The organism is Streptomyces sp. NBC_01808, from assembly GCF_035917395.1.
In the GTDB taxonomy this organism is placed as follows: Bacteria; Actinomycetota; Actinomycetes; order Streptomycetales; family Streptomycetaceae; genus Streptomyces.
In genome coordinates this window covers 1,539,381-1,554,893 of record NZ_CP109072.1, presented here as the reverse complement: position 1 = coordinate 1,554,893, position 15,513 = coordinate 1,539,381, and the positions used below count along the sequence as shown (strand labels likewise).

Sequence of the window (15,513 nt, the reverse complement as noted above, 5' to 3'; positions counted from 1 at the left end):
GTGCGCCGGGTGCCGCACGGCTACGGGGCGCGGGTACGGCCGCCGGGCGGGTTACCGGATCTCGGTGACGAGGACCGTGACGGTCGCGGCGTCGGTCCTGGTGCGTACGGCGCGGGCCACGTCGAGCGCGCGGTGTGCAGAGTCGAGGACGACGCGTACTTCGGCGTGGTCGCCGTCGGGGAGGACGTCGGAGTCGACCACCCCCGGCACGTCCGGTGCGCCGTGGCCGGGCCGGTCGGTCTCCCGGGCGGTGGGCGGGGGAGAGTCCGGCGGGCCTCCCGGGACGGGCTGTGCGGCGGTCTGCGGGGTTTCCAGCAGACCTGCTACGTGGACGTCCACCGCGGCCACGCGCAGCCCCAGGCGCTCCTCCGCGCCCCGCAGCAGGGCCTCCCGCAGGGCCGCCGCGGTGGCGGTCATCGGCCGGTCCACGGTGGCGTCGCACTGCGCCGAGATCCGCAACTCCCCGTACGGCAGCGCACTCACGGGCGCGGGCCCGACGGCCTCGGCTCCGCCGAGGGCCCTGGCGTCAGCCCGCCCGCCGCGCGGCTCCGAGTCCACCTGATCCCCAGGGTCCGCCAGCCCCACCCGCAGCCCCGTCACCCGCGCCTCGCGCACCCCCGCCGCCGCGCGGCGCAGCACGCCGGCCGCCGCGCGCTCGGCGATCCACGTGCCGTCCGCGGCGTCGCCCAGGGGCAGCAGCCTCCCGAGCCCCACCTGCTCGCGCACAGCCCGCTCCCAGTTCCCCGCCGTCATGCACTCCATCCTCCCCGACCCGAACCACCCGCTCGTGGATCCCGCCGCCCCGGCCACCCGTTCGCGGACCTGCGTGGGCCGGGTGTCGCATCCCCCTGGCCCGGCCCGGGCAGGGGACGGATAGTGGGGGGCGAAACGAGCCACGCCACGTTCGTCGGAAAGGGTGGAGACGGTGAGCAGCGAGTCGACGGTCAGCGAGGTTCCGCGGGAGCCGGCGGCGGTCCCGCCGAAGGTGCTGGGCACGCGGCGCGGCACCGGCGATCCGGCGACGCGGGGGCGGACGACGATCGCCGACGGCGTGGTCGAGAAGATCGCGGGCCTCGCCGCGCGCGACGTCGTCGGCGTGCACGCCATGGGCAGCGGCCTCGCCCGTACCACGGGCGCCGTACGGGACCGCGCGCCCGGCTCCACCCGGTCGGTGGCCGGGGTGCGGGCCGAGGTCGGCGAGGTGCAGACGGCCCTCGACCTGGAGATCGTCGTCGACTACGGAGTCTCCATCACCGAACTCGCCCACGCCGTACGCGAGAATGTCATATCGGCCGTCGAGCGGATGACCGGCCTCGAAGTGGTCGAGGTCAACATCGCGGTGACCGACGTGAAGCTGCCCGACGACGAGGAAGAGGCTGCCGAGCAGCCGCGGCTGCAGTGACGGCGGGGCGGGGGACCCGCCTCGGGAAGCTTGGGGAAGGTGCGTGCGATGAGCATGGCAGTGGTCGGCCTGATCGCCGGCATGGCGCTGGGCTTCGCCGGCTACTTCGGCGGCTTCGGTGCCTTCCTGCTGGTGGCGGCGCTCGGCGCGATCGGCTTCGTCGTCGGCCGGGTGCTGGACGGCGATCTGGAGCCGGGCGACTTCTTCCGCAGGCCGGGCGAGCGCGACGACCGGCGGCGGTGACCGGGTGACGTCCGTGACGAGCGAACACGCGGAAGAACACGCCGAAGAGCACGCAGAAGAAGCGGCACCCGCCGAGGACGCCGCCGCCGGCGAGCCCGCCGTGCCGGCGGGGGAGCGGGGCGCGACCCGGATCGAGGACCGCGTCATCGCGAAGATCGCCTCCCAGGCGGCCCGCGAGGCGCTCCTCGGCGCGCCCGGCACCGACGCCGCGCACGCCGCCGTCGTCGTACGGGGCGACACCGCCCGCGTCCGCGTCGGCGTCCACCTGGGGTTCCCGTCCGACCTCGGCGCCCAGTGCTGCGCCGTGAGTCGGGCGGTCACCGAACGGGTAAGGGCTCTGGTCGGGCTGGAGGTCCCGGAAGTGGCCGTGGAGGTCGAGCGGCTGCACGCCACGGAGCGGCCGAATGCGCCGCGGGGGAGGGTGCGATGAGCGGCGACGAGACGAAGTCCTGGCCGGCCGGCGGCTCGGCCGGCACCGCGACGGCCGAGCCGCACGAGTGGCGGCAGAGCACGTCGGCCTCCGGGTACGCCGCCGGGCCGGACGGCGGGAGCGCCGACGCGGCGGCCCGCTTCTGGTCCGTACGCCGCGTGCCCGCCGCGCTCACCGCCGCCGCGGCCACCGTGGGCGTCGGGCTGCTGCTCTATGACGTCGTCGCCGTACGCGCGGAACGCTCCGCGATGCGCTGGCGCCGCCGCGTCGCCGACGAGCTGGCCGCCCGCCCGCTCGACGACGCCTGGGTGCTCACCGCCGCCGCCCTGGCCGTGCTGCTCGGCGGCTGGCTGGTGCTGCTGGCCGTCACGCCGGGGCTGCGCAGTGTGCTGCCGATGCGGCACGCCTCGCCGGACCTGCGGGCCGGGCTGGACCGCCGGGCGGCGTCCGTCGTGCTGCGCGACCGGGCGATGCAGATCTCGGGCGTGCGGTCGGTACGGGTCTCGGTGGGCCGCCGCCGCGTCAGCGCCCGCGCCGAGTCCCACTTCCGGGAGCTGGACGACGTACGCGCCGACCTCGCCGCGGTCCTCGGCGACGGCATCCGCGAACTCGGCCTCGCCCGCAGGCCCGAGCTGTCCGTCCACGTACGCCGGCCGCCGGCGAAGGGGTGAGCGCGATGCTGCGCGTGGTCAACCGGATCCTGCTCGCCGTCACCGGCCTCCTCGTCGCCGGTGCCGGGATCGCCGTGCTCTTCGCCGGGCTCGACCTGCCGCGGCCCGGCTTCGCGCCGTACGCCGGCGGCTCCGACGACGTGCTGCTGAGCCGGGCCACCCGGCTGCGGTGGCGGGACGACGGCTGGTGGTGGCCGACGGTGGTCGGCGGTCTGTCGCTGCTCGTGCTCTGCTGCGGCTGGTGGCTCGTCGCCCAGTTGCGCCGGGCCCGCCTCGGCGAGGTCGTCGTCGACACGGGCGGCGCACTCGCCCCCGGCCCCTCCGGCGCGGACCGCGGCCAGAAGGGCGACTGGGCTTCCGCCACGGACCCGGACCCCGACGGTACGGAGTCCGGGGGCCCCGGCACGCTCACGCTGCCGGCCGCCCCGCAGGCTCTGCTGCGCGGGTCCGCGCTGGAGGAGGTGCTGGCGGAGGAGGCCGGTGCGCTGGAGGGGGTGGAACGGGCCCGGGTGACCCTCACGGGCCGGCGCACGGCGCCGCGCGCCAGCTTCGGTGTGCTGCTGGGCCCCGGCGCGCATCCCGCGGCGGCCGTGGACCACATCGAGGAGCGGGCGCTCGCCCCGGCCCGCGCGTCGGTGGGCCTGGCGCGGCTGCCCGCGGAGATCAGGTTCCGCCCGGCCAAGCACCGCCCGGAGCGCGTCTCGTGACGGCGCGGGCGGGCGCGGGCCCGTAGGCTCCTAGCCGTGCCGGACCGCGGCCGGTGCGCGATGCGCCCGGTCCGTACCGGCGGCACGGCTCGCACGGCGCACGCGCGCCCGGCCCCGGGGCCCCGCGCCCGTCCCGCTCGCGGGTAACCGGCGTAAGCGGCCGAAGCCCGTGCTCGTACGTGCTCTCCGTCCGGCCATCGCGCTCAGATGCTCCGCCGCATGCCGCCGTCGATCGGCAGCATGACCCCGGTCAGGTACGACGCCGCGGGCGACAGCAGGAACGCCGCCGTCCGGCCGAACTCCTTTGGGGTGCCGTAGCGGCCCAGCGGGATCTTCGCCTCCATCCGGGCCCGTGCCGCCGCCGCGTCGCCGGACAGCGCGTCCAGCTCGCGGGCCCGGTCCGTGTCGATCCGGGCCGGCAGCAGCCCCACGACCCGCACCCCCCGCGGCCCGAGGTCGTCGGCGAGCGACTTGGCGTACCCGGCGAGCCCCGGGCGCAGCCCGTTGGAGATGGTGAGCCCGGGAATCGGCTCGTGGACGGAGCCGGAGAGCACGAAGCCGATGACCCCGCCCTCCTCCAGCTCGCCCGCGGCCGTCCTGGCCATCCGCATCGCACCGAGGAAGACGGAGCCGAACGCCGTCTCCCACTCGGCGTCCGTGTTGGCGGTGGCGTTGCCCGCGGGCGGGCCGCCGACGCTGATGAGCACGCCGTCGAAGCGGCCGAAGCGCTCCCGGGCGGCGGCGATGAGCCGGTCCGGGGTGCCGGGGTCTGCGTTGTCGGCGGCGACGCCGACGGCCGACTCGCCGAGCGCGGCGGCGGCGCTCGTCACGCGGTCCTTGTCGCGGCCGCTGAGCACCACCTTCGCGCCCTCGGCGAGCAGTTGCTCGGCGACGGCGAGACCGAGGCCGCGCGAGCCCCCGGTCACGACGTAGACGCGGTCGTTGAGTCCAAGATCCATGGGGGTCAGTCTGCCGCCATCTGCTCGGCGGGCGCCAGGGATGGGGCGGGGTCGTCGTCCGCGGCCCGCCGCGCCGGGGCGTCCGCAAGCTTCCCGGCCCCGTCGGCGGGGGTCCCGCCGGGCGCTTCCCCGCCCTTCGCGGGCTCCGCCGGTGCCGCGGTCTCCTCCTCGGCCGCCTTCGCCGCCGCGGCCTCGCGGTCGCGGCGCTCACGGCGTACGAGAACCCACCAGCCGAACGGCACCGCCGCCGCGAAGATCCACCACTGGATCGCGTACGCGATGTGCACCCCGATGCTGCTGTGGTCCGGCTCGGGGACCGGCTCCGGCTGCTTGCCCGCGGCCTTCGGCGAGGTGCCGACCAGCTCGACGAACCCGCCGAGCACCGGCCCCGGCAGGCCGTCCGCGGCCTCGTCGGTGCTGTTGATCAGCATCACCTGGCGGTCCGGCAGGCCCGCCTTGTCGCGGATGCCGCTGCCCGTCGTCTCGTCGGGGCGCAGCCGGCCGGTGACGGTGACCTCGCCGGCGGGCGGGGGCGGCACCTTGGGGAAGGCGGTGAGATCGGCGCCCGCGGGCACCCAGCCGCGGTTGACGAGGACCGCGGAGCCGTCGGTGAGGCGGAGCGGGGTGACGACGAAGTAGCCCTGCTTGTCGTCGGCGCCGAGCCGCTGCCGTACGACGACCTCGCGCTCCGGCTCGTACGCGCCGGTGGCCGTGACCGTGCGCCAGGTGTCCTCGCGTGGCACCGTGCGGCCCTCGCGCATGAGCCGGTCCGCCGGGACCGGCTCGGCCTTGAGGTTGCGGGCGACGAGGTCGTTGCGCGCGACCCGGTCCTCGTGGCGGTGCAACTGCCAGAAGCCGAGCTGGATCATCACGGGGATGAGCAGGACGGCCACCAGGGTGACGATCACCCACTGCCGGGACAACAGGAAGCGGTACACCCCTTGACCGTACTCCCCGGTCCACCGCCGCCCGACGGGACCCCGCTACCCCGCTCCGCCGTCCCCGCCGGGCAGCGCGTCCGCCGGCTCGACGTCCCGCATGAGGTGGAGGAAGGCGGCCTCGTCGATCACCGGGGTGCCGTGCGCCGCGGCCCGCGTCACCTTGCTCGTCGGCCCGCCCGGGTCGTTGGTGACCAGCAGGCTCGTGTAGCGCGAGACGCTGCCCGCGACGTGCAGCCCGGCCTCGACGGCCCGGTCCTCCAGGAGGCTGCGGTCCACCGAGGTGTCGCCGGAGAAGGCCACGCGCATGCCCTGCTTGAGCCGGCCGCCGCGCACGTACCGCCCCGGGTTGGGGTACGGGGACGCGGGCAGCCGCCGGTTGGGCCGCCAGGTGCGCCACTGGTACGCGCCGTGCCCGCCCGGCGAGCGGGCGCCGCCGGCGCCCCCGGCGGGCGCCTGCTCCGCCCACTCCGTCAGCGGCTGGCAGGCCAGCAGCGGCAGCCGGGCGCCGGCCTCGGCGGCCTGCCGCAGGCTGGGGCGGAAGATCTCGGCGAGGACGCGGGCGTCGTCCTCGGCGTCGTGGGCCCTGCGCTGGGCGACGCCGAAGTGGTCGGCCAGCGACGCCAGCCGGGCGTTGGGCAGCGGCAGCCGCAACTGCCGGGCGAGCGCGATGGTGCACAGCCGCCGGCGCACGGGAGCGGTGAGCCCGGCGCGGGCGTACTCGCGGGCGATCATCATCCAGTCGAAGACCGCGTTGTGCGCGACGAGCACCCGGCCCTCCAGCCGCGCCGTGAACTCCTCGGCGATCTCCGGGAAGAGCGGCGCGTCGGCGAGCACCTCGCGGGTCAGGCCGTGGATCCACACGGGTCCTGGGTCGCGCTGCGGGTTGACCAGCGTGTACCAGCTGTCCTCCACCGCGCCGTGGGCGTCGAGGCGGTAGACGGCGGCGGAGACGATGCGGTCGTCGGAGCGCAGCCCGGTGGTCTCGACGTCGACGACGGCGTACGCCCCGGGGTAGTCGGCGGGCCAGCCGTCGGCGGGGGCGGCGGGCGGGGGGACGCCGTGGCGCTGCCCGGCGTCGGCCTCGGTGTCGGTCTCTCTGCCGGCGGTCCCCGTTTCCGCGGTACGCGCCGGGTCCGCGGACTCCGCGGGACCGGCGGGCGGGGGCAGCGGGAGAGCCGGCTGCAGCGCGACCGGTTCCGCGCCAGGAAGCGGCTGCTGCCGCGCGACTTGACGGGGACTCAGGGGCGTCGCGCGGTCTTCGAGCATGGGTTCAGAGCATAGAGCCTGCCACCGACACGGCGGCGCGCGCGGGTGCCGCCTGAGCACCCGTCAGCGGTCAGTCCGCGGGCTGCCCTGCCACCGGGCCGCGCGGGGTGACCAGGCCCGTCTCGTAGGCGAGCACGACGAGTTGGGCCCGGTCGCGGGCGCCGAGCTTCGTCATCGACCTGCTGACGTGCGTTTTTGCGGTGATCGGGCTGATGTGCAGCCGGGCGGCGATCTCCTCGTTGCTGAGGCCGCCGCCGACGAGGGTGACGACCTCGCGCTCGCGCCGGGTGAGCTCGCGCAGCGCGTCGTCCGCGTCGGGCACGCCGCCGGCCGGGCGGGACACGTACTCCTGGATCAGCTTGCGCGTCAGCGCGGGGGAGAGCAGCGCGTCGCCGCGGGCGGCGACCCGTACGCCGTGCAGCAGGTCCTCCGGCTCCATGTCCTTGACGAGGAACCCGGCCGCCCCGGCGCGCAGCGCGCCCCAGACGTACTCGTCCACGCCGTAGTTGGTGAGGATGACGACGTGCACGTCGGCCAGTTCGGGGTCTGCGGCGATCCTGCGGGTGGCCTCGATGCCGTCGAGCACCGGCATCTGCACGTCGACCAGCGCCACGTCGGGACGGTGCCGGGCGGCGAGCCGGACCCCCTCGGCGCCGTCGGCGGCCTCGCCGACCACCTCGATGTCGTCCTCGGCGTCGAGCAGCGCCCGGAACCCGCCCCGGATGAGGGCCTGGTCGTCGACGAGCAGCACCCGGATCACGTGGCCGCCCCCGCGGGGCCGCCGGCCCGCGGCAGCGGCAGCTCGGCGCGTACCCGGAAGCCGCCCTCCGGCCGCGGCGCGGCGTGCAGCTCGCCGCCGAGCGCGGTGACCCGCTCGCGCATCCCCGTCAGCCCGATGCCCGGCTGCGGCGGTGCCCCGGGGTCGGCGGTGCCGTCGTCGTCGACCTGGACGACGACCTTGTCCGGCGCGTACGAGACGTGCACGCCCACCGCCGCCGCGGGCCCCGCGTGCCGCGCGACGTTCGTCAGCGACTCCTGCACGATCCGGTACGCCGCCCGGTCCACCTCCGCCGGCAGCGCCGGCCGCTCACCCGCGACCGCCACCGTCGCCGGCACCCCCGAGCCCCTGGCCCGTTCCACCAGCTCGGGCAGCCGCTCAAGGCCGACGCCCTCGGCGCCGCCGTCCGCGTTGCGCAGCACGTGCAGCGTGGAGCGCAGCTCGCGCGCGGCGTCGCCGCTGGCCTCCTGGATGGCCAGCAGCGCCGGCGGCGGCTCCTCGCCGCGCTTCTTCGACAGGTGCACGGCCACCCCGGCCTGCACCTTGATCACGGAGATGCTGTGGGTGAGGGTGTCGTGCAGCTCGCGGGCGATGCGCAGCCGCTCCTCGTCGGCGCTGCGCTGCGCGTTCTCCGCGGCCCGCTCCTCGGCCTGCGCGAGCATCGCCTCGTGCTGGATGCGCATGGCCGCGCCCATCGCGCACGCCACGATCCAGCCGAACGTCAGGAACCGCTCCTCCAGCGCCGCGCGCAGCGCCACGTCGCCGAGCGGGAGCAGCGGCAGCGAGCCGAGGCTGACCACGAGGGAGAGGAGGGCGGTGACGGCGAAGAAGCCGCGGTGCCCGCCGCGGATGGACCGGTAGACGGCGACCAGCATCGGCAGCACCGGGCTGCCGTCGGGGTAGCCGCGGAGCTGGTACGCGACCATGGCCGCCGCCGTGATCACCAGCACCGCGCGCGGGAAGCGGTGCCTGGCCACCAGCGCCACGCTGCCGACCAGGCCCAGCACCCAGGCGAGCGCGTCGAAGCCGATGCGCCCGTCCGGCGCCAGCAGCATCGTGCCCACGCAGCCGAGCGCCACGACGGCGGCGAAGCCCGCGTCCTTGGCGTACGCACGGGCATCGCGCGCCGTCTCCCGCCCGTCCTCGATCGCGGTCGCGAGGTAGCGGAACACCGTGTGCTCGCTGTTCGCGTCCGTCTGCGCTGCCGCCGTCATGGTGGCACCGTAGCCAATCGGCGCCGGTCAGGCGTCCTCCGGGAGGCGCAGCGGGCGCTGCTGCACAGGTTGCAGGCGGCGGGTTCCCTGCACCCCTGACCGCAGCGCGGGAGCCACTCGCCGGACGATGACGGGCGGCGGTTACGGGCGGATCGTGGAGCCCGACGGCGGCCGGCCGTCGGACGGCCGGCACGCGCACGGCGGACGGGAGGCCCACCATGCCCCTTCACGGAACTGACGGAGACCACCGCGTACGGATCCCGCAGCCGGCGGCGGCACGGGACGCCGCACGGCCCGCGCCACGCGACCCGGCACGGGACGCGCCGCGCGAGCCGCTACGGGATGCGGCCCGGCCCGCGCTCGGGCACGGCGGCGGGCCGCGGGCCGCGGCGGTCGGGCCCACCCGGCACCTCCTGCTGCGGCTGGCGGAGCCCGCGCGCCGCGCCGAGGCGCGGCGGCTGCTCGCGCTCGTCCTGGACGTGCCCCCGCTGCCGGGCGTGGAGCCCGCGGTGCTGATCGCCGAGGTGCCGGACGGCCGGCGGGCGGTGGACGTGCTCATCGAGCTGGCGTGGGCGGGGATCGAGCTGGACGGGTTCGCCCTCGACTCCGCGGCGTGACGGCCCGCGCCGGGAGCGGTGACGAGGGAGCGCGCCCGGCGCCGGTCGTCCAACTCGCGGGAGCCCATGGTCACTTGGCGAGGTGCGCGGCACGTATCGTGTGGCGCGTCCATGCAAAAAAGTGATGGCGCGGGCGAAGAGGGCGGTGACACGATCCCACGGTGGACTCTCGATATCTGCGCGCCTTCGTGACGGTGGCCGAGACCGGCGGGATATCGGCCGCGGCCGAGCGGCTGGGGTACGCGCAGTCGAGCCTCAGCGCCCAACTGCGCCGCCTGGAACAGGAACTCGGCGTCACGGTCGTGGTCCGCACCTCCACCGGCGCCTCCCTCACCGACGCCGGCGCCCGGCTGCTCCCGTACGCGCGCGAGGCGCTGGAGATCGACGAACGCATGCGCAGCGCGGCCGCCGCCTCCCGGCCCCGGCTGCGGATCGGGGCGCCGGAGACCCTGGCGGGCGAGTGGCTGCCGGACATCGTCACCGCACTGGACTACGGCGCCGGCGGGCCGGACGCGGACGCGGAGATCAGCGTGGTCGTCGGCCCCCGCGAACGGCTGGCGGAGCAACTGGCCGCCGGCGAACTGGACCTCGCCTTCCACTTCGAGGACGGCAGCCGCACGGCGGGCCCCAGCGCGGTCGTCGGCCACGAGGAGGTCGTGCTCGTCACCGGCCCCGCGCACCCGCTGGCGGGCGCGGCGGAGGTGACGGAAGCGGACGTGCTGGCCGCCGAGTTCCTCGTCGCGGAGCCGGGCTGCAGCTCGGCCGTCCTCTACGACCGCCTCAGCCGCGACCTGCCCGCCCGCACCCGCGCGGCCACCGCCGCCGGCTCCCTGCCCGCGCTGCGCCGGCTGGCGGCGCACGGCCGCGGGGTGGCGCTGCTGCCCCGGCTGGCCGTCGTACGGGACCTGGAGGACGGCGGGCTCGTCGACCTCCCGCTGGCCACCCGGCCGGGGCCGGTGGCGATCGAGGCCCGCTGGCGCCGCCACCCCGGCCAGGCGGAACCGACGCTGCGGGCCGTCCTGCGCCTGGCCCGCCGCCACACCACCCAGCTCCCCCCGCCCCCGGCCCTCCGCCGCGCCCCGGCCCGTACGGCCTGACCGGGGCGGCTGGGCAGAGTCCCGTACGCCGGTGGCACGCCCCGCCCCGCTCCGGCAGTCGCCAGGGCGCTCGCCGGGCCCGCGTCTTCCCGGCCCGCCCGTCCGCCCGCCGTGCCGGACCCGCCCGATCCGGTCCCGCGCCTGCGGACGCGGGGCGGTTCTTGCGCCAGACTGAGGCCATGGCCGATGCCGCCCTGCCGATCCCCCGTCCCCGTTCCCGGGCGCTCCGCGGGGCCGTCGTGCGGGGGGCCCGCGGGGTGTTCGCGGCGGCGGCCGCCGCGCATCTGGTGGGGCAGCTCGCCGGGGCCGACTGGCTCGTGCACACCACCAAGCCCCTGCTCATGCCCGCCCTCGCCGCCTACGCCGCCGCCCGCGGCGCCCCGCGGGCGCTGGTCGCCGGGCTGGGCTTCGGGTGGGCCGGGGACGTGCTGCTGCAGGTGGGCGGGGACGGGCCGTTCCTGGCCGGGATGGGGGCGTTCGCCGCCGGGCACGTCTGCTGTCTGGCGCTCTTCCGGCGCGAGCAGCGGCTGCCCCGGGCGGGGGAGCGGCGGCTGGCCGTCGCGTACGGGGCCGCCTGGGCCGTCGGCGTCGGCGCGCTGTGGCCGGGGCTCGACCCCGGGCTGCGCGGGCCCGTGGCCGCGTACAGCCTGCTGCTCGCCGCGATGGCGTTCGGCGCCGCCCGGTTCGGGCCGCGGGCCGGTGCGGGGGGTGCGCTGTTCCTGCTCTCCGACACCCTCATCGCCACCGACCTCGCCGGCCGGCCGCAGCCGCCCGCCGCCGGGTTCTGGGTGATGGCGACCTACCTGGCCGCCCAGTACCTCATCGCGGACGGCGTGCTGCGCCGCCTGCCGCCCGGCCCCGGCCCCGTACGCGGCGTCCGGCCGCCCGGCCCCGGACACGGCGAAGGCCGGGCCGCGGCGCCCTGAGGCGCCGCCACCCGGCCTGGTGGCCGCCGGTGGGTTACGTCACCAGCCGGGCCTCACCGCCGTACGGCGTCGTAGGCGTCCACGATCCCCGCCCCGTAGAAGGCGTTCGTCCGCTTGTCGCCGGTGCACGTGGAGTCCTCGACCCCGTTGCCGTCCGGGTCGTAGAACTCCGGGCAGCCCGGGTTGTCGGCCTGCGACTTCATCATCAGGTGCAGCGCCGTGGGCGACAGCCGCGGGTGCTTGCTCTTGATGAGCGCCGCCACGCCCGCGGCGTGCGGGGTGGCCATCGACGTGCCCTGCAGCCAGCCGTACTTGTTCTCCGGCAGCGTCGACAGGATGCGGCCGTTCTTCGACGGCGTGTCCGGGATCTGGTAGCCGTCACCGCCGGGCGCGGCGACGTCGACGACCTTCTGGCCGTAGCTGCTGTAGTACGACTTGTCGTCGTTCACGCCGGTCGCCGCGACGGTCACGATGCCCGGGAGCTGGGTCGGCACGTCCCAGCACTCGGACGGGTCGATGGTCCGCTCCAGGGGCGTGGTGTCGTTGGGGCTGGAGTCGTCCGCGATCTCGTCGGAGGCGAGGTCGTGGTTGGAGTTGCCGGCCGCGGCGAGGTGCAGAGTGCCCTTGCCCATCGCGTACAGCGAGGCGCGGTTGACCGCGTCGACGATCGCCCGCTGGTCGGGGTCGTCGAGGCAGTTGTAGAGCCACGGGTCGACGTAGTAGCTGTTGTTGGTGATCTCGATGCCGTTGTCGCCGGCGAAGACGAAGGCGCAGACGACGGCCTCGGCGTAGAACAGTGCGGTGTCTGGCTCGCTCACCTTGAGCGAGGCGACCTGCACGCCGGGCGCGACGCCGGCCACGCCGACGCCGTTGCGCGCGGCGGCGATCTCACCGGCGACGTGGGTGCCGTGGTAGTCGCCCGCCGGGTCGTAGGGCCGCCAGGCGCCCTCGGTGGTGTCCGCGACGCCGCCGACGCAGTTGGCGGACTGCTTGGCGGAGAAGTTGGCCTTGAGGTCGGGGTGCGTGTCGTCCACGCCGGTGTCGATGACGCCGACGGTGACGTCACGGCTGCCGGTCGAGACCTTGTGCGCCTTGTCGGCGCCGATCGCCGGCAGGTCCCACTGCTCCTTCTCCAGCGGCTCGACGCCCGGGTCCTGCGAACGGGCCTTCGCGGCGCCCTTGTAGACCTCCGGCGCGCTGGTCTCCAGCGTCCCCCCGGGCGTCAGCGGCGCCGTACGGCTCGCGCCCGCGGACTGCACGCCGCGCACGTCGCGCAGCTCTGCCGCGAAGTCCGGGTTGGTGGAGTGGGCGACGACCACGCCGATCTTCTTGTACGTGACGACCACCGAGCCGTCCGCGTCGGCGATCGCGTCCTTGACCCGGGCGATCGTCTTGTCGTCGGTCTTCGTGTTGACCACGTAAGAAAGCTTCTCGCCGGCCGCGGCCCCGGCGCTGCCGCCGGGCTCCGGGGCCGACGCGGCGGAGGCCGCCCCCGGCAGGAGGCCGAGCGCCGCCGCGAGGGTCAGCCCGAGGGGCACCGCCAGCAGGCGCCGACCGCGGGGTCGGAGATGAGTCATGGGATCTCCAGATCATCAGTCAGGAATCCGCCGCGGACCGTTGCCGCGGTCAGGTACACGGCAAGCGAACGTAGCGCTGATCACCCACGGCCATCAATACATCGCCCTGCAGTGTCTTTTGGCGTGTCGGGCACGCCAGGCGCTCCCGGCCCAGTCGTCACGCGCGTACGACGGAACGTTTCGCCCCCGCGACCTCAACAAACTGTTGATTGTCGGTGGCCTGGCGTAGGCTTCCAGAGGTCAGGTACTGCCGTGGGAGGGCCTTCTCCATGCTGCGTGACACCTATGGGCGGGTCGCCACCGACCTTCGCGTCTCGCTCACCGACCGCTGCAACCTGCGGTGCACGTACTGCATGCCCGAGGAAGGGCTCCAGTGGCTCGGCAAACCCGAGCTGCTCACCGACGACGAGATCGTCCGCCTCGTCCGCCTCGCGGTCACCGAGTTCGGCGTCACCGACGTGCGCTTCACCGGCGGCGAGCCGCTGCTGCGCCCCGGGCTCACCGGCATCGTCGAGCGCTGCGCCGCCCTCGAGCCCCGCCCCAAGCTCTCCCTCACCACCAACGGCATCGGCCTGGAGCGTACGGCCGCGGCCCTCAAGGCCGCGGGTCTCGACCGGGTGAACGTCTCGCTGGACACCCTCAGCGCCGACGTGTTCCAGCGGCTCACCCGCCGCAAGCGCCACGGCGACGTGCTCCGCGGCCTCGCCGCCGCCCGGGCCGCCGGCCTGGACCCGGTGAAGGTCAACAGCGTGCTGATGCCCGGGTTCAACGAGGACGAGGCCCCCGACCTGCTCGCCTGGGCCGTCGCCGAGGGCTATGAGCTGCGGTTCATCGAGCAGATGCCCCTCGACCCGCAGCACGGCTGGCAGCGCGACGGCATGATCACCGCGGGCGACATCCTCGCCTCCCTGCGTACGCGCTTCACGCTGACCCCCGAGGGGGAGACGGCGCGCGGCTCCGCCCCCGCCGAGCGCTGGCTCGTAGACGGCGGCCCGGCGCGCGTCGGCGTCATCGCCTCCGTCACCCGGCCCTTCTGCCGGGCCTGCGACCGCACCCGGCTGACCGCGGACGGGCAGGTGCGCAACTGCCTGTTCGCGCGCGAGGAGACCGACCTGCGGGGCGCGTTGCGCTCCGGCGCGCCGGACGAGGAGATAGCCCGGCTGTGGCGGATCGCGATGTGGGGGAAGAAGGCGGGCGCCGGGCTCGACGACCCGTCGTTCGTCCAGCCGGACCGGCCGATGTCCGCGATCGGCGGCTGACGCGGGGGAGTTGGGGAACCCTTCCGGATGCGGCGGGCGCCGCTCAGGCCCGGCCAGGACCCGGCCGGCTTTCGCCGTCGGCGCCCCTTTCTCCGGGTTCCGCGGCTTCCGCGCTTGCCGCGCTCTTCTCCGCCTTCTCCGCCTCCTGCCAGTCCGCCAGCGTGACGACCTCTTTGAGGAAGTCCCGTACGCCCAGGAACCGGCTCAGGTATTCGCGGTGCTCCTCGCACGCGAGCCAGGTCTTGCGGCGCTCCGGCGTGTGCAGCTTCGGGTTGTTCCAGGCGAGCACCCACACCGCGGGCGCACGGCAGCCCTTGGCGGAGCAGATGAGAGCGGGATCAGCGGTGTTCACGGGGCCCAGCCTACGTACCGGAACATGGGCGACGCCGGGCAGCCACGGGGGGAGCCGCCCGGCGTCGGTCCGTCGCTCCGACGGGGGATGCGGAGCGCGTACGAAGTATGTCACGCGAGAAGGGCCGCCCGGCACCGGATGGGCATATTTGATTTGAGCTTTTTCTGAGCTTGCGCTCTTGGTGATCAAACGGACGGCGGAACGCTGTCGCTGGTCGTCGACTCGTTCCCGGCCGGGGCCCGTTCACCCGGGGCCCCCGGCTCACGCGTGGTCCGCCGCGGCGGGGCTATCACCCTGCGCTCCGGGGCGACGACGAACGTGGAGGGCAGCGAACGAATGCTCTCGCGGCCCGCGTTCGCGATGATCACCGCGAAGTACGGGATGAACATGCCGAGAACGAGCGCGACGACCGCGGTATGCCGCTGGACGTTCCAGAGCAGGGCTGCGGCCACCACCGAGACCGCCCGGATCGTCATGGAGATCACGTACCGCCGCTGCCGGCCGCGTACGTCATCGTCCAGGCTCTGCCGCGCGCCGGTGATCCTGAACACGTCGGCATCGCCGCGGCGCTTCCGCTTCACATTCCACCCCCTGGCACCGGGTACCTCCCCAAGGTACGCCGGGAAAGCGCCTCGCTCGATGCGGGGGCGGGACATACCGCCCCACAACCCGAACAGACCTGGCCGGAATGCGCCCTCCGGGCCACCGCAAGAAACTGGCACGGCAGGCGGGTACCGCCGCACTAGGAGGCGACATGAGCTGGCTGTGGGCCATCATCCTGGGGCTGATCCTGGGCGTCGTCGCCCGGATCATCCTGCCCGGCAGACAGGCCATCCCCATCTGGCTGACCATCGTGTTCGGCATCATCGGGTCCATCATCGGCAACGCCGCGGCCTCGGGGATCGGCGTGGCCGACACCAAGGGAGTCGACTGGATCCGGCACATCCTGCAGCTCGCCGGCGCCGTGGGCGTCGTGGCCCTGGGCGCCCCGATGTACGAGAGGTTCCGCGGCCACAAGAAGCGGAGCCCCCGCTAGCGGGGGCTCCGCGTCCGCCGGCCGGGCCCGGCCCCGCC

18 protein-coding genes and 1 pseudogene are annotated in these 15,513 nt (G+C 75.5%); 10 read left to right on the top strand and 9 right to left on the bottom strand.

The window, feature by feature from the left end; translation table 11 throughout:
• Positions 1–51: 51 nt before the first annotated feature.
• On the bottom strand, positions 52–753 hold the full coding sequence (locus OG946_RS06490; RefSeq protein ID WP_326795185.1) for a hypothetical protein: 702 nt from the start codon (positions 751–753) through the stop codon (positions 52–54).
• 163 nt (positions 754–916) lie between these two features.
• Between OG946_RS06490 and OG946_RS06485 the strand changes: the two genes are divergently transcribed.
• Genes OG946_RS06485 through OG946_RS06465 form a run of 5 tightly spaced genes read left to right on the top strand, consistent with a single transcriptional unit; the run spans position 917 to position 3,453 of the window.
• Complete coding sequence (locus OG946_RS06485) at positions 917–1,402, top strand: Asp23/Gls24 family envelope stress response protein (protein WP_442814276.1); 486 nt, start codon at positions 917–919, stop codon at positions 1,400–1,402.
• Between the two features lie 48 nt (positions 1,403–1,450).
• The gene (locus tag OG946_RS06480) at positions 1,451–1,645 is read left to right on the top strand and encodes a hypothetical protein (protein ID WP_018835772.1); all 195 of its coding nucleotides are present in this window, start codon (positions 1,451–1,453) and stop codon (positions 1,643–1,645) included.
• Between the two features lie 4 nt (positions 1,646–1,649).
• Complete coding sequence (locus OG946_RS06475; protein WP_326795184.1) at positions 1,650–2,075, top strand: hypothetical protein; 426 nt, start codon at positions 1,650–1,652, stop codon at positions 2,073–2,075.
• Positions 2,072–2,746, top strand: coding sequence for a DUF6286 domain-containing protein (locus tag OG946_RS06470; RefSeq protein ID WP_326795183.1), 675 nt, complete (start codon positions 2,072–2,074; stop codon positions 2,744–2,746). Before OG946_RS06475 ends, OG946_RS06470 begins: the two co-directional genes overlap by 4 nt.
• Before the next feature lie 5 nt (positions 2,747–2,751).
• Positions 2,752–3,453 (top strand): hypothetical protein, encoded by a 702-nt coding sequence (locus OG946_RS06465; protein WP_326795182.1) that lies wholly within the window; start codon positions 2,752–2,754, stop codon positions 3,451–3,453.
• A 203-nt stretch (positions 3,454–3,656) separates the two neighbouring features.
• On the opposite strand, the gene OG946_RS06460 is transcribed toward OG946_RS06465, so the two are convergent.
• The 5 genes from OG946_RS06460 to OG946_RS06440 all read right to left on the bottom strand — a co-directional run bounded on the left by OG946_RS06460 (position 3,657) and on the right by OG946_RS06440 (position 8,611).
• On the bottom strand, positions 3,657–4,412 hold the full coding sequence (locus OG946_RS06460; RefSeq protein ID WP_326795181.1) for an SDR family oxidoreductase: 756 nt from the start codon (positions 4,410–4,412) through the stop codon (positions 3,657–3,659).
• A 5-nt stretch (positions 4,413–4,417) separates the two neighbouring features.
• Complete coding sequence (locus OG946_RS06455; protein ID WP_326795180.1) at positions 4,418–5,350, bottom strand: SURF1 family cytochrome oxidase biogenesis protein; 933 nt, start codon at positions 5,348–5,350, stop codon at positions 4,418–4,420.
• 45 nt (positions 5,351–5,395) lie between these two features.
• A complete protein-coding gene (locus OG946_RS06450) occupies positions 5,396–6,619 on the bottom strand; it encodes a DEDDh family exonuclease (RefSeq protein ID WP_326795179.1) in 1,224 nt (407 codons plus the stop codon).
• A gap of 70 nt (positions 6,620–6,689) precedes the next feature.
• On the bottom strand, positions 6,690–7,379 hold the full coding sequence (locus OG946_RS06445) for a response regulator transcription factor (RefSeq protein ID WP_326795178.1): 690 nt from the start codon (positions 7,377–7,379) through the stop codon (positions 6,690–6,692).
• On the bottom strand, positions 7,376–8,611 hold the full coding sequence (locus tag OG946_RS06440) for a sensor histidine kinase (protein ID WP_326795177.1): 1,236 nt from the start codon (positions 8,609–8,611) through the stop codon (positions 7,376–7,378). Before OG946_RS06440 ends, OG946_RS06445 begins: the two co-directional genes overlap by 4 nt.
• Positions 8,612–8,829: 218 nt before the next feature.
• On the opposite strand from OG946_RS06440, the gene OG946_RS06435 reads away from it, so the two are divergent.
• The 3 genes from OG946_RS06435 (at position 8,830) to OG946_RS06425 (ending at position 11,251) form a co-directional block, all read left to right on the top strand.
• Entirely contained in the window at positions 8,830–9,228 is a 399-nt protein-coding gene (locus OG946_RS06435; RefSeq protein ID WP_326795176.1) for a hypothetical protein, read from the top strand.
• A gap of 161 nt (positions 9,229–9,389) precedes the next feature.
• Positions 9,390–10,325: a LysR family transcriptional regulator gene (locus tag OG946_RS06430; protein WP_326795175.1), complete on the top strand. Its 936-nt coding sequence runs from the start codon at positions 9,390–9,392 to the stop codon at positions 10,323–10,325.
• A 179-nt stretch (positions 10,326–10,504) separates the two neighbouring features.
• On the top strand, positions 10,505–11,251 hold the full coding sequence (locus OG946_RS06425) for a lysoplasmalogenase (RefSeq protein WP_326795174.1): 747 nt from the start codon (positions 10,505–10,507) through the stop codon (positions 11,249–11,251).
• A 53-nt stretch (positions 11,252–11,304) separates the two neighbouring features.
• Here OG946_RS06425 and OG946_RS06420 read toward each other — a convergent pair whose 3' ends face one another.
• Complete coding sequence (locus OG946_RS06420) at positions 11,305–12,828, bottom strand: S8 family serine peptidase (protein WP_326795173.1); 1,524 nt, start codon at positions 12,826–12,828, stop codon at positions 11,305–11,307.
• A 269-nt stretch (positions 12,829–13,097) separates the two neighbouring features.
• On the opposite strand from OG946_RS06420, the gene moaA reads away from it, so the two are divergent.
• The gene (gene moaA, locus OG946_RS06415; protein WP_326795172.1) at positions 13,098–14,087 is read left to right on the top strand and encodes a GTP 3',8-cyclase MoaA; all 990 of its coding nucleotides are present in this window, start codon (positions 13,098–13,100) and stop codon (positions 14,085–14,087) included.
• A gap of 133 nt (positions 14,088–14,220) precedes the next feature.
• Here moaA and OG946_RS06410 read toward each other — a convergent pair.
• Both OG946_RS06410 and OG946_RS06405 read right to left on the bottom strand, forming a co-directional pair.
• Positions 14,221–14,448 (bottom strand): annotated as a pseudogene (locus tag OG946_RS06410) (hypothetical protein); the annotation flags it as partial.
• Between the two features lie 176 nt (positions 14,449–14,624).
• Positions 14,625–15,020 (bottom strand): DUF3099 domain-containing protein, encoded by a 396-nt coding sequence (locus tag OG946_RS06405; RefSeq protein WP_326795171.1) that lies wholly within the window; start codon positions 15,018–15,020, stop codon positions 14,625–14,627.
• Positions 15,021–15,193: 173 nt separating this feature from the next.
• On the opposite strand from OG946_RS06405, the gene OG946_RS06400 reads away from it, so the two are divergent.
• Positions 15,194–15,475: a GlsB/YeaQ/YmgE family stress response membrane protein gene (locus tag OG946_RS06400; RefSeq protein ID WP_326795170.1), complete on the top strand. Its 282-nt coding sequence runs from the start codon at positions 15,194–15,196 to the stop codon at positions 15,473–15,475.
• Positions 15,476–15,513: the final 38 nt, after the last annotated feature.